We start from the raw sequence: 12,630 nt of genomic DNA, 5'->3' as shown, positions 1-12,630 counted from the left end.
CGTTTTTCAACGGAAAGGGGTTGATTTCCATGCGGAAAAAATGGATCGCGACCGACGGCGAAACGATGAAGCCCGCGCTCATCCGCAATTATGCGAAACCGGATTTTCACGCGTTGATCGAAGTGCAGGCGGCCAGCTTTCCGCCTCCTTTTCCGGCGGATTTATGGTGGAACGAGGAACAGCTGAGCGAGCACGTCTCGCGGTTTCCCGAAGGCGCATTGTGCGTGGAGATGGATGGAAGGATCGTCGGGTCGATGACGGCGCTCAGGCGCACGCTGCGGGACGAAGAACGCCACGATTGGGCGAGCGTCACGGACGAGGGCTACATTCGCAACCACGAACCGGACGGCGACACGCTTTACATCGTCGATATTTGCGTTGCCCCCGCTTACCGCAAGTTCGGGCTCGGCAAATGGCTCATGCAGTCGATGTATGAAACGGTCGTGTTTCTCGGATGCCGGAGGCTGCTGGGCGGCGGCCGCATGCCCGGGTATCGCGCGGTAGCGGACCGATGGACCCCGGAGCAGTACGTGGAGCAGGTCGCGCAGGGCCGCCTGAAGGATCCGGTGCTGACCTTTTTGCTGCGCTGCGGTCGAGTGCCCGTCGGAGTCGCGCATGAATACCTGGAAGATGAGGATTCGGCCAATTGCGCGGCGCTTATGGAATGGCGCAACCCATTTTGGAACGAATGAAGAAGGGATGAAAACGCTATGCTTACCTACTATCGGATTACATCGGCGGAAGACCCGGTTTTCGCCAAAATGCACGAATTGATGGGCAACGTGTTTCCCCCGGAGGAAGTGCTGGCGTTCGAGCTGTGGAAAGAGCCGCTGCAGGATCCTTCGATTCACGTTTATGCCGCGCTGCTGGACGGCGAGGTCGTCGGCGCGACGGAATACCGCTACCGGCCGGAATTTCGCGTGGCGATGGTCGATTTTACGATTATCGGGCGTTCCGGCCATGGCATCGGCCGGTTTTTGCTCACGGAGCGGGAGAAGGATCTGGCGCGGCTGCAGCGGGAATCCGGGACGCAGTCTCTCGGCACGTTCGCGGAAATTTACAACCCGTCGGAAGCGGAGACCGCGAAGCTTGCGTTCGGAGGCGTGCAGCCGATGCATCCGGCGGTGCGGCGCGAGGTGCTGTCGCATATCGGCTTCCGCAAGCTGGATTTCGACTACGTGCACCCGTCCTGGGATCACGAAGGCAAAGCGGTTCGCGGGCTCGATTTCTGCTTCCGGCCGGCCGACGATTCCGCGGAGTCGGTTCCGTCATCGCTTGTCGCCGGATTTCTTCGCTGGTACTATTCGGCGCTGCCGAACAAGCCTCGGGAATGGACGGATATGGTCGCTTCGCTCGAGCGGACGGAACACGTCCGGCTGCTGCCGATTTAGGAGAAGAAGCGGATGAACATTACGTTTTTGGGCAACGGCGATTCGATGGGCACGCCGCGCGTCTATTGCGATTGCGACGTATGCGGCGAAGCCCGGACAACCGGGGACAACGTTCGCTTTCGTTCCGCCGTCTGGTTGGAATGCGAAGGCGAGTCGCCTCTTTTGCTCGATTGCGGTCCCGATTTCCGCGCCCAAATGGAGCGGCTCGGCGTTCGCCGGGTTACGCAGGGATTGATCACGCATGCGCATTTCGACCATATCGGCGGTCTTGTCGATTGGTCCGACATGTGCCGGTGGCGGGAAGAGACGGCGAAGCTGTTTGCGCCCGCCGAAGTGCTGGATGAAATCGTCCGGCGATTTCCGTGGCTCGGGGGGCGGCTCGACATGATCGCGAACGACGGGGGGATGACGTACGGAAGCTGGCGCATCACGCCGTGGAAAGTGAATCACGGGAAAAACGGCTTCGCCTACGCCTACCGGTTCGATCAACGCGAGACCGGCTATGCCTGGGCGTATTGCTCCGATTCGTTCGATCTTTCGCCAGCCGAGAAGGAGCCGCTGCGCGGTCTGTCCTTGCTCGTCTTGGGCACCAGCTTTTACGAGGAGCCGTTTCCCGCGGAAACCCGTTCGCTTTACGATGTGAAGGAAGGGTTGGATCTGGTGCGGGAAGTAGGGGCCGCGCAAGCGATCTTTACCCATTTGTCGCACGATATCGATGTCCGCCGGGACTACGGGCTGCCCGCTAACGTCCGGCTCGCCCTCGCGGGCTTGGCCGTTCGGGTCGGCTAGTCCCGGCTGCGGATTATAAGCAGCTTGCCGCTTGCGATCCGGATCGTGCCGTTGTCCTCGGCCAGCTTGTTGCTGATGCCAAGCGACATCCCGATCGCAAGCGTAGCGTTGTCCAGCGGATAGGCGAAGCCGTCGAGGGTGATGCCGGTTACGACAGGCGTCAGCGGCAGCAGCGATACATAAGGGTAGCGATCGTCCGCTTCGAGCCGTTCGACGCCGCCTGTCTCGGCTTCCAGCAAGCGAATTTCGTTGTTCGCGTCGGTCAATTTCGCATTGCAGCCGCAAGCCGCGGCCGTATTCAACAAATGAACGTTGGCCAGGCTGTGATCGAACCGGGTGCCGAGCCCCCCGATAATGACGACGTCGCGGAAGCCTCTTTTGATCGTCTCGCGCAACGCCAGTTCCGTATCGGTCCAGTCTTTGTCGATGGCGTCGAATTCGCGCGTCTCCCCGGCTGCGTCGCGGATCAGCTCCAGCTCCTCGGCGCCGACCGAATCGAAGTCGCCTAACGCCAGATGGGGCGGATACCCCCGTTTCGCCAAAAAAAGCGCCCCGCGATCCGCGCCGACCAAGTAATCGTTCGGACGGATGACGGAAATCGCCGAATCGTCAAGCGCGCCGCCCGTGAAAATAAGCGCGCGGGCAAACGTTTGTTTCGTCATGAAGCCGCAGTCCTCTCCTGCCGTTATCGATGTTGCTGCCGTTCATCCTTCAGTATAGCGCGTCTTCCCTTCGATCGCTAACCAAAATCCGTCATTGCCGGAGCGGAGAGTTAAAGGTACAATACTAGAGGTCGAGATTGTGAAAATCCGATAATTTTCACGCCTTTTTAGCTCGAATGTTTGTTTTTTCGACGGGTATTTGGTTGGAAATGACAATTTATGACTTTGGATTGTGCGTTTAGCGTTCACTATGCATCCGGCTGGAGGATGTCTCGGAGGGAAACGTCGCTTGGAAGACATGTTCTTTTTGTTCAGTTTCATCGGAACGATCGCCTTTGCGGTCAGCGGAGCGATCGTCGCCATGGAGGAGGAGTACGACATTCTCGGCGTGTTCGTGCTCGGGCTCGTGACGGCGTTCGGCGGCGGGGTCATACGCAATTTGCTTATCGGCATTCCGGTCACGACACTGTGGAGCCAGGGGTTGTTTTTGTGGACGGCCGCGATCGCCATTCTCGTCGCGTTCATGCTTCCCGAAATCTGGATTCGGCGGTGGCGCAAAAGCGAGGCTCTGTTCGATGCGATCGGGTTGGCCGCTTTTGCCATCCAGGGAGCGCTTTATGCCGAAAATGCGAATTTGCCGCTTAGCGCGGTCATGGTCGCGGCGATGCTGACGGGCATCGGGGGCGGCATGCTTCGCGACTTGATGGCGGGGAGGAAGCCGCTCGTTTTGCGCGACGAGATTTACGCGGTTTGGGCGCTGGCGGCCGGCTTTGCCATCGAGGTAGGGAAGCTTGGCGGCACGTGGGAATTGCTCGCGCTTTTTTTCGCGGTCGTGCTGCTCAGGATGCTGTCCGTGCAGTACCGCTGGAAGCTGCCGAGACGTAGCATTCGGGACGTTCACGGCTATTCGAAAGGATATGAAGCATGAAAAAATATCGCGTTTTATTCGTTTGCTTGGGCAACATCTGCCGCTCGCCGATGGCGGAAGCGGTGTTTCGCAGCCGGGTCGCGGCCGCGGGGCTGGACGATCGCATCGAGATCGATTCGGCCGGGACGGGGGACTGGCACGTAGGAAAGCCTCCCCACGAAGGAACGAGAAGGCTGCTTGACCGGCACGGCATCGGATACGACGGCATGCGGGCCAGGCAGCTGGCGCCGGAAGACGGCGGTCAATGGGATTTGATCGTCGCCATGGACGCCAGCAATGAGAGGAACATTCGGCAAATCGTCGGGGGATCGGCTTCGGCCAAGGTGATCCGCTTTATGTCCCTGCTCCCGGAGCGGGGGGGAACGGATGTGCCCGATCCGTACTATACCGGCAATTTCGAAGAGGTATACGAAATGGTGGATGCCGGATGCGAGCGGCTGCTGGAGCGGGTCAAAGACCGGCTCGCGGACGGATAGGGATTCGCGCGGCTCGATGCGCCGGGGTCAAAGGTCGCCTCATGAGGAGTAAGGATTCGCGCGGCTCCATGCGCCGGACGTTGCAGGAAGACGGTCCGGCCGACCGGAGGGAAACCGCCCTTTGCGCCAGGATAGCCGGCGCGGAGGGCGGTTTTTTTCGTGTGCAGCCGGGAAAGTATGATCCATCGGTTAGTTTCCGGTGTTTCGTTTTCGTAAAGCGGCGATTGGTTGGATGAAATCCAGGCCTGTTGATTAACCACAAAATGGCAGCAAAAAGCCTACATATGCGCGTTCGGCCCGACGAAAGCGGCCAGCGCTTCCGGCAGCTCCGCCTGCCAAAATCCCCATTTGTGCTCGCCGTCTTTCTCGCGGTAATCGACGTAGGCGCCCCTGTCCCGCAACAGCCGGCTCGCTTCGCGATTCAGCGCGACGAAATCGAACGTTCCCGTGTCGGATTCGAACGCGGTTTCCTGCAAGCCCACCGTCATCCAGACGGCGAGGCCGTCCAGCTTGTCGTTATTGACGATTTCCGCGACGGATCCCGCATAATAAGCGCCGGAAAACGAAAGGACCCGGGCGAACAATTGAGGGTAACGCAGCGCAAGCGACAAGCTGACGGCACCGCCCAGCGAATCTCCGGCAAGCACGCGCTCGTCCGGCGTCCTTCGCACGGATACGTTGCTTTCGACAAAGGGGAGCATTTCTTCGGCGAAAAAGCGGACGTACGCGTCGTTGCGCTCGCCTCCCGCCATATATTCGGAGGTGCGGATTTTTTTGTCGACATCCACGCCGACGACGACGAACGGCTCCCAGCCGTCGTCCAGGATCAGCTTTTGCGCGATTGTCGCGATTCGGCCGAATTGAAAGAAATCCTGACCGTCCTGGCAGTAGACGACGGGGTAGCTGAGCAGCTCCTGGTAGCCCGGCGGCAAATAGATGCGGATATCCCGGCTTCCTTCGGGCAAAATCCGGCTGGGCACTTCGTGTCTGACGATCGTTCGCTTGAATAAATGGGAGTCGTTCATTGCTGCAACCTTCCTTTCCATAATAGGCAGCTCCGGGATCGGACGCCGCTCGCGCGAGTATGGCCGTCACGGCGTATGGGAACACCATAGGGAGGAGCGTCCTTTTTTGCGCGTTGGCGGCGCCGCCGGTTTTTTTGCGATTCAGAAAGGAGATGTACCTGTCCTTGTCTGAATTTTTTCCGATAAAACGACATTCTCCGTCCGAAGGAACGGCGAAGTCGATTTTACTTGCCGGACGAACCGTTCGCGATTCATGAAAATTCGTCATCGCGGTTTTTCGTTCCCGCCGTTTCGCAACCGTCGATTATTCCTGTAAGCACAACGGTTAAAGCTTGTTTGTATCATTTTGTTATAGTAATGAAAACAAACTGTACTACAAACATGAAACGAATAAAAAACAAGTAAAATCGGGGAAAAACGGCTTTTTTTCTTTGACCATCGACTCTAACAGAGCTATAATAATTCTATAACAGAAAGCCCTCTTCCACAATTCAAGACGAGGTGATCGATAATGAGTAAAGGTTCTCTGGACGCACCGGCTAAGCCGGGCCAAGCTCAAGCGCACGAGGTGCGGTCGGAAAATGTGATTCCACTGCAAATATTGTCTCCGGAAGGCGAAGTTGTCAACCCGGAACGTCTTCCCGATCTGTCCGACGATCAATTGAAGGAAATTATGTATCGCATGGTGTTTACCCGCACGTGGGACGACCGCGCGGTCAATCTGGGACGCCAAGGCCGTCTCGGGTTCTATGCGCCGGTATCCGGCCAAGAGGCGACGATGGTCGGCAGCGAATACGCGCTCGAGAAATCCGACTTCATCTGCCCGGGCTACCGCGACATGCCGCAGCTCGTCTGGCACGGACTTCCCTTGTACCAAGCGTTCCTCTATTCCCGCGGCCACCAGCACGGCGGCCAGATTCCGGAAGGCGTCAACGTCTTGATGCCGCAAATCATCATCGGCGCGCAAATTTTGCACGCGACCGGAATCGCGATGGGCTACAAGCTGAAAAACGAGAAAAACGTCGTCATCGCCTACACCGGCGACGGCGGTTCCTCGGAAGGCGATTTCTATGAAGGCCTGAACTTCGCGGGCTCCTTTAAACTCCCGGCTATTTATTTCGTTCAGAACAACGGCTACGCGATCACGACGCCTTACGCGAAGCAAACGGGCGCCCAATCGATCGCCCATAAAGCTTTGGCAGCCGGCATCCGCGGCGTGCAAGTGGACGGCATGGACGTGCTCGCCGTCATTTCCGCCGTGAAGGAAGCGGCCGACATCGCCCGCGAAGGCGGCGGCGCGACGCTGATCGAAGGCTTGACCTATCGTTTCCGTCCGCACTCGATGTCCGACGACGCCACCAAATACCGCACGAAGGACGAAGAAGCGGAATGGGCGCTCAAAGACCCGATCGTGCGTTTCGGCAAATACCTGGAAGCCAAAGGCCTCTGGTCCGAGGAAGACACCGCGCGCGTGAAAGAAGAAGCGAAGGCCGCGGTTGCCGAGCATATCAAGAAAGCCGAACAAACGGAGAAAATGACCGTCCCCGGCCTGATCGATTCGATGTTCGAGCAAACGCCGCCGAATCTGGAACAGCAAAAAGCGGATTTCCAATAAATCGTGACTAAGATGGGAGAGTTAGCAACATGGCTCAAATGACTATGATTGAAGCGATTAAAGACGCGATGCGGGTCGAGCTGAAGCGCGACCCGAACGTCGTCATTTTCGGCGAGGACGTCGGCCATGTCGGCGGCGTGTTCCGCGCCACGGAAGGCCTGCAAGCCGAATTCGGCGAAAATCGCGTGTTCGACACGCCGCTCGCGGAATCCGCCATCGGCGGTCTTGCGGTCGGTCTTTCCGTTCAAGGTTTCCGCCCGATCGCGGAAATCCAATTCGTCGGCTTTATTTTTGAAGCATTGGATCAAATGTTCGTCCAAGCGGCCCGTCTGCGCTATCGCTCCGGCGGACGCTACAACGCGCCGATCGTGTTCCGCACGCCGTTCGGCGGCGGCGTCAAGGCGGCGGAGCTGCATACCGACGCGCTTGAAGGGCTCGCCATGCAAACGCCGGGCATCAAGACTATCGTTCCTTCCAACCCGTACGACGCGAAAGGCCTGCTGATCTCCGCCATCCGGGAAAACGATCCGGTCTTTTTCATGGAGCACCTGAACTTGTACCGCGCGTTCCGCGACGAAGTGCCGGAAGGCGAGTACACCGTGCCGATCGGAAAGGCGAAAGTCGTCCGCGAAGGCAAGGATGTCACGATCATCGCGTACGGCCTGATGGTCCATACCGCTCTCAAAGCAGCGGCAGAACTGGAGAAAAACGGCGTGCAGGCGGAAGTGATCGACCTGCGGACGCTCATGCCGCTCGATATCGAAACGATCGTCGAATCGATCAAAAAGACGAACCGCGCGATCGTCGTGCAAGAAGCGCAAAAGTCGGCCGGCGCGGCCGCCGAGATCATCGCCCAAATCAACGAAAACGCGATTCTGCACCTGGAAGCGCCCGTGCTTCGGTGCGCGCCTCCGGACACGGTGTATCCGTTCGCGCAAATCGAGGACGTTTGGCTGCCGAACCCGGCCCGCATCGTCAAGACCGTCAATCAAGTGCTGCAGTTCTAATCGGACAGGAGGTTTTGCTTCGTGGCAAGATTCGAATACAAGTTCCCGGAGCTCGGCGAAGGGCTGCATGAAGGCGAAATCGTCAAAATGCTCATCTCCCCCGGCCAGACGGTAACGGATGAAGATATCATTATGGAAGTCCAAAACGACAAGGCGATCGTGGAGGTTCCCTGTCCGGTCAACGGCAAGGTGCTTGAAGTGCTCGCCAAAGACGGGCAAGTGATGCACGTCGGCGAAGTCGTCGCCGTCATCGAAGCCGAAGGCGATCTGCCGGAGGAAGCTTCCGCTCCGGACGACCACATCGGCGGCAACGCCTCGACGGGCGGCGCCGACACGCAAGGGCAGCCTGCTCAGGCTCCCGCAGCCGAACCCGCCGCTCCGGCCGCGGCTGCCGCGCAAGCGCCCGCCGCCGAGCCGAACAAGCTCGTGCTGGCGACGCCAAGCGTGCGCAAGCTCGCCCGCGAGAAGGGCGTCAACATCGCCGAAGTGAACGGCACCGGCAAAAACGGCCGCATCACCCGCGAGGACGTGCTCGGCTTTACCGGCGCGGCTCCGGCCGCGGCGCAAGGCGCGGAGGCGGCAGCTCCGGCTTCCGCTCCGGCAGCGAAAGCCGCCGTGCAGGCAGGCCCGGGCGTCGAGGAGCGCGTTCCGTTCAAGGGCATTCGCAAAGCGATCGCCAACGCCATGGTCAAATCCGTTTATACCGCTCCGCACGTCACGCTCATGGACGAAGTGGACGTTTCGGCGCTCGTCGCGCTGCGCAGCCGTTCCAAGCCGGTCGCCGAGAAGAAAGGCGTCAAGCTGACGTATCTGCCGTTCATCGTCAAGGCGCTCGTTGCCGCTTGCCGCGAGTTCCCGGCGCTGAACGCGATGATCGACGAGGCCGCGAACGAGATCGTCTACAAGAAGTACTACAATATCGGCATCGCCACCGACACGGACAACGGCTTGCTCGTGCCGGTCGTCTTCGACGCCGACCGCAAGAACATCTGGACGATCGCCAACGAAATCCGCGATCTGGCTACGCGCGGACGCGAAGGAAAGCTCGCTCCGAACGAGATGAAGGGCGGTACCATTTCGATTACGAACATCGGTTCCGCGGGCGGCATGTTCTTCACGCCGGTCATCAACTTCCCGGAAGTGGCGATTCTCGGCGTCGGGCGCATTTCCGAAAAGCCCGTCATCAAAAACGGCGAAATCGTTCCGGCATCCGTCATGGCTTTGTCGCTTAGCTTCGACCATCGGATTATCGACGGCGCGACCGCGCAAAATTTCTTGAACTACATCAAGCAGCTGCTCGCCGATCCCGAGCTGCTCGTTATGGAGGTATAACCATGGTAGTAGGAGACGCTTCTATCGATATCGACCTTCTCGTCATTGGCGCAGGACCCGGCGGGTACGTGGCCGCCATTCGCGCCGCGCAGCTCGGCCAGCAAGTCATCATCGCCGACAAGGCGAAATGGGGCGGCGTTTGCTTGAACGTCGGCTGCATCCCTTCGAAGGCGCTGATCAATTCCGCGCACCATTACGAAGAAATGCTGCACGCCGACAAGTACGGCCTGTCCGCAAGCCATGTCGCGGTCGACTTCGGCAAAGTGCAAGACTATAAAAACTCCGTCGTAAACAAAATGACGGGCGGCGTCGAAATGCTGCTCAAAGCGAACAAGGTTCAAATGTTCAACGGCGAAGTGATGTTCATCAACGAAAACGAAGCCCGGCTGTTCAACGACCAGGAATCGCCGCGCTACCGTTTCAAAAACTGCATCATCGCGACCGGCTCCCGTCCGATCGAGCTGAAGGCGTTCCCGTTCGGCGGCCGCATCCTGTCCTCGACGGAAGCCCTGTCGCTGCAAGAGCTGCCGAAGAGCCTCGTCGTCATCGGCGGCGGCTACATCGGCATCGAGCTCGGCCAAATGTACGCCAAATTCGGCACGCAAGTGACGATCCTCGAAGGAGCGGACACGATTCTGCCGGGCTTCGACAAGGACATGAGCCAGCTGGTCGTCAAGAAGCTGAAGAAAAACAACGTCGAAATCGTCAATGGAGCGCTTGCCAAGAGCGCCGAGCAAACCGACAAGGACATTACCGTCACGTACGAAGTGGGCGGAGAGACGAAGTCAGTTACGGCCGACTACCTGCTCGTAACGGTCGGCCGTCGTCCGAACACGGACGGAGAGCTCGGTCTTGACCTGATCAACATCAAAATGACCGACCGCGGCCTGATCGAAGTCGACGACCAATGCCGCACGAGCATCCCGCACATTTACGCGATCGGCGATATCGTGCCGGGCGCGGCGCTCGCGCACAAAGCTTCCTACGAAGCGAAGGTGGCCGCCGAAGCGATCGCGGGACTTCCGTCCAAAGTCGATTACAAATGCATCCCGGCCGTCGCGTTCTCCGATCCGGAATGCGCAAGCGTCGGCTACACGGAAAAAGAAGCGAAAGAAAAAGGCCTGAACGTCAAGACGAGCAAGTTCCCGTTCGGCGGCAACGGCCGCGCGGTAACCCTCGACGGCGCGGACGGCTTCATGAAGATCGTTTCCGATGCCGAAACGGGTCTCGTGCTCGGCGCGCAAATCGCCGGCGTAGAGGCGTCCAACATCATCGCGGAGCTTGGCCTTGCGATCGAAATGGGCGCCACGGTCGAGGATATCGCGCTGACGATTCACGCGCACCCGACCCTCGGGGAAATTACGATGGATGCGGCCGAGCTCGCGCTCGGACACCCGATCCACACGGTCGCTCCCCGCAAATAAATGAACCTTTGACTCGTTCAAAACCGCCCGATCTTTACGGTTGGGCGGTTTTGCTGCACCTCAAGGAGGATTTCCGATGCATTTGCCCGCCAAAAAGATGAGTTCGTCCCGTTCCATTAAAACGAGGCTGGTTTTTCCCGGCGACACGAATTACCACGGCACGATGTTCGGCGGCTCGCTCATGCAGGACATCGACGAAATTTGCGTCATCGCGGCGATGCGCCATTGCGGAAGGAGAGTCGTCACCGCCTCGACGGACAGTCTCGACTTCATGTCGCCCGTGCGTATGGGCGAAGCGATCGAGCTGGAAGCGTTCGTTACGTGGACGCATCGCACCTCGATGGAGCTGTACTGCGTCGTGAGGGCGGAAAATTTGGAAACCGGCGAACGCAGAGTGACGGTCACCGCGTTCAGCACGTTCGTCGCGGTGGACGAGAACGGGAAGCCGGCCGAGGTGCCGGAGGTCGTTCCCGAAACGGAAGCGCAGCGCAAGCTTTTCGAGAGCGCGCCGGAGCGTTACGCGGCCCGAAAAATACGGAGGCAGCAGCGTTATTCGTCGACAGAAGACCGCAGAGAGTGATACAATTAGATATAAAACACAAAAAAGGTGTGTTCGGTTTGCGCAACTATTTGGAATTGCTGAAGGATATTCTCGAGAATGGAACGAAGAAGGAAGACCGGACGGGGACGGGGACGATCAGCGTGTTCGGGCGTCAGCTTCGTTTCGATCTGTCCGAAGGATTTCCGCTCGTGACGACGAAGCGCCTTCACCTGAAGTCGATCGTTCACGAGCTGCTTTGGTTTTTAAAAGGGGAAACGAACATTCGCTATCTGAAGGAGAACGGGGTCTCGATTTGGGACGAATGGGCGGACGAAAACGGCGATCTCGGACCGGTATACGGCTCGCAGTGGCGGGCGTGGGAAGCTCCCGACGGCCGGAAAATCGACCAGATCGCCAACGTGATCGAGGCGATCAAGCGCAATCCGGATTCCCGGCGGCATATCGTCAGCGCGTGGAACGTGGCGGAAATCGAGCAAATGAAGCTGCCGCCGTGCCATTTCGTCTTTCAATTTTACGTGGCGGGCGGCAAGCTGTCGTGCATGCTGACGATGCGCTCGGTCGATACGTTTTTAGGCCTTCCGTTCAACATCGCTTCGTACGCGCTGCTCACCCATATGGTGGCCCAGCAATGCGATCTGGAGCCCGGCGAATTCATCTGGTCCGGCGGAGACGTGCATATCTACAGCAATCACCTGGAGCAGGTGAAGCTTCAGCTCGAGCGGGAACCGTTCGAACTGCCGAAGCTCGTCATCAAGCGCAAGCCCGACAGCATTTTCGACTATGCGTTCGAGGATTTCGAATTCGTCGGCTACAAGCATCATCCTTCCATTAAAGCACCTGTCGCAGTTTAGGACCTTTATGGTATGATAGGACTATTGACTGATCAAAGGGGGTCGTGCGGATGTCCGTCACGTTGATTGCCGCCGTGGCCCGCAACGGGGTTATTGGCGCGGACAACGGCTTGCCATGGCGCCTGCCCGCGGACATGGCCTTTTTCACGGCGCAGACGATGGGCAAGCCCGTGCTGATGGGCAGCCGCACGTTTCGTTCGCTAAAACGGCCGCTGAAAGGCCGGACGAACGTCGTTTTGTCGCGATCGATGGCGGAAACGCCGGAGGGCTGCGTTCTCGTCCGGTCGATCGAGGAGGCGCTGAAGCGCTACGCCGGCGAACCGTTGATGGTCATCGGGGGAGAGGAAGTGTACCGACAGACGCTGGATCGGGCCGACCGACTGCTTTTGACCGAAGTCGAAGCCGAGGTGGACGGGGACGCGTTTTTTCCCGAATTCGACAAGTCGGCATGGCGCCTCGTCTCCCGAACGCCGGTCGCCGCCGACGAGAAAAACGCCTGGCCGTTCGCGTTTTGCGAATACGTTCGCGCCGCCGATGAAAGCCGTTGAAGAATAGTGCAAACTATTGA

General features: G+C 58.9%; 14 protein-coding genes. 12 read left to right on the top strand and 2 right to left on the bottom strand.

Translation table 11 applies throughout. The features are described from left to right. Positions 1-29 precede the first annotated feature (29 nt). Genes JW799_RS22325 through JW799_RS22315 form a run of 3 tightly spaced genes read left to right on the top strand, consistent with a single transcriptional unit; the run spans position 30 to position 2,180 of the window. Positions 30-692 (top strand): GNAT family N-acetyltransferase, encoded by a 663-nt coding sequence (locus JW799_RS22325; RefSeq protein WP_080839580.1) that lies wholly within the window; start codon positions 30-32, stop codon positions 690-692. Positions 693-710: 18 nt separating this feature from the next. Continuing rightward, positions 711-1,391 carry a GNAT family N-acetyltransferase gene (locus JW799_RS22320; protein WP_080839578.1) on the top strand — a complete coding sequence of 227 codons (681 nt, stop codon included), beginning with the start codon at positions 711-713 and terminating at the stop codon, positions 1,389-1,391. A gap of 12 nt (positions 1,392-1,403) precedes the next feature. Next, the gene (locus JW799_RS22315) at positions 1,404-2,180 is read left to right on the top strand and encodes an MBL fold metallo-hydrolase (RefSeq protein WP_205431750.1); all 777 of its coding nucleotides are present in this window, start codon (positions 1,404-1,406) and stop codon (positions 2,178-2,180) included. Here the strand turns inward: JW799_RS22315 and JW799_RS22310 are convergent. Continuing rightward, positions 2,177-2,842 carry a thiamine diphosphokinase gene (locus tag JW799_RS22310; RefSeq protein ID WP_080839574.1) on the bottom strand — a complete coding sequence of 222 codons (666 nt, stop codon included), beginning with the start codon at positions 2,840-2,842 and terminating at the stop codon, positions 2,177-2,179. The genes JW799_RS22315 and JW799_RS22310 overlap by 4 nt on opposite strands. A 298-nt stretch (positions 2,843-3,140) precedes the next feature. Between JW799_RS22310 and JW799_RS22305 the strand changes: the two genes are divergently transcribed. Both JW799_RS22305 and JW799_RS22300 read left to right on the top strand, forming a co-directional pair. Then, positions 3,141-3,770, top strand: coding sequence for a trimeric intracellular cation channel family protein (locus JW799_RS22305; protein WP_080840986.1), 630 nt, complete (start codon positions 3,141-3,143; stop codon positions 3,768-3,770). After that, positions 3,767-4,246 (top strand): low molecular weight protein-tyrosine-phosphatase, encoded by a 480-nt coding sequence (locus JW799_RS22300; RefSeq protein ID WP_205431749.1) that lies wholly within the window; start codon positions 3,767-3,769, stop codon positions 4,244-4,246. The genes JW799_RS22305 and JW799_RS22300 overlap by 4 nt, the downstream gene beginning before the upstream one ends. 278 nt (positions 4,247-4,524) lie before the next feature. Here JW799_RS22300 and JW799_RS22295 read toward each other — a convergent pair whose 3' ends face one another. Further along, on the bottom strand, positions 4,525-5,271 hold the full coding sequence (locus tag JW799_RS22295) for an alpha/beta hydrolase (protein ID WP_080839571.1): 747 nt from the start codon (positions 5,269-5,271) through the stop codon (positions 4,525-4,527). 511 nt (positions 5,272-5,782) lie between these two features. Between JW799_RS22295 and pdhA the strand changes: the two genes are divergently transcribed. From pdhA to JW799_RS22260, 7 genes are all read left to right on the top strand, one after another. Beyond that, entirely contained in the window at positions 5,783-6,886 is a 1,104-nt protein-coding gene (gene pdhA, locus JW799_RS22290) for a pyruvate dehydrogenase (acetyl-transferring) E1 component subunit alpha (RefSeq protein ID WP_080839569.1), read from the top strand. A gap of 29 nt (positions 6,887-6,915) precedes the next feature. After that, on the top strand, positions 6,916-7,893 hold the full coding sequence (locus JW799_RS22285; protein ID WP_080839567.1) for an alpha-ketoacid dehydrogenase subunit beta: 978 nt from the start codon (positions 6,916-6,918) through the stop codon (positions 7,891-7,893). 21 nt (positions 7,894-7,914) lie between these two features. Next, positions 7,915-9,225 (top strand): dihydrolipoamide acetyltransferase family protein, encoded by a 1,311-nt coding sequence (locus JW799_RS22280; protein WP_080839565.1) that lies wholly within the window; start codon positions 7,915-7,917, stop codon positions 9,223-9,225. Positions 9,226-9,227: 2 nt separating this feature from the next. Continuing rightward, a complete protein-coding gene (lpdA, locus tag JW799_RS22275) occupies positions 9,228-10,649 on the top strand; it encodes a dihydrolipoyl dehydrogenase (protein WP_205431747.1) in 1,422 nt (473 codons plus the stop codon). Between the two features lie 76 nt (positions 10,650-10,725). After that, positions 10,726-11,229: an acyl-CoA thioesterase gene (locus JW799_RS22270; RefSeq protein WP_176220878.1), complete on the top strand. Its 504-nt coding sequence runs from the start codon at positions 10,726-10,728 to the stop codon at positions 11,227-11,229. A 38-nt stretch (positions 11,230-11,267) separates the two neighbouring features. Beyond that, positions 11,268-12,062 (top strand): thymidylate synthase, encoded by a 795-nt coding sequence (gene thyA, locus JW799_RS22265; protein ID WP_080839561.1) that lies wholly within the window; start codon positions 11,268-11,270, stop codon positions 12,060-12,062. Between the two features lie 50 nt (positions 12,063-12,112). Then, a complete protein-coding gene (locus tag JW799_RS22260; protein WP_205431745.1) occupies positions 12,113-12,610 on the top strand; it encodes a dihydrofolate reductase in 498 nt (165 codons plus the stop codon). Positions 12,611-12,630 lie beyond the last annotated feature (20 nt).

The sequence above is a fragment of the Cohnella algarum genome (assembly GCF_016937515.1).
Taxonomy (GTDB): Bacteria; Bacillota; Bacilli; order Paenibacillales; family Paenibacillaceae; genus Cohnella; species Cohnella algarum.
Note: the sequence above shows the minus strand (reverse complement) of the source record. Positions and strands in the feature narration are given on the sequence as shown.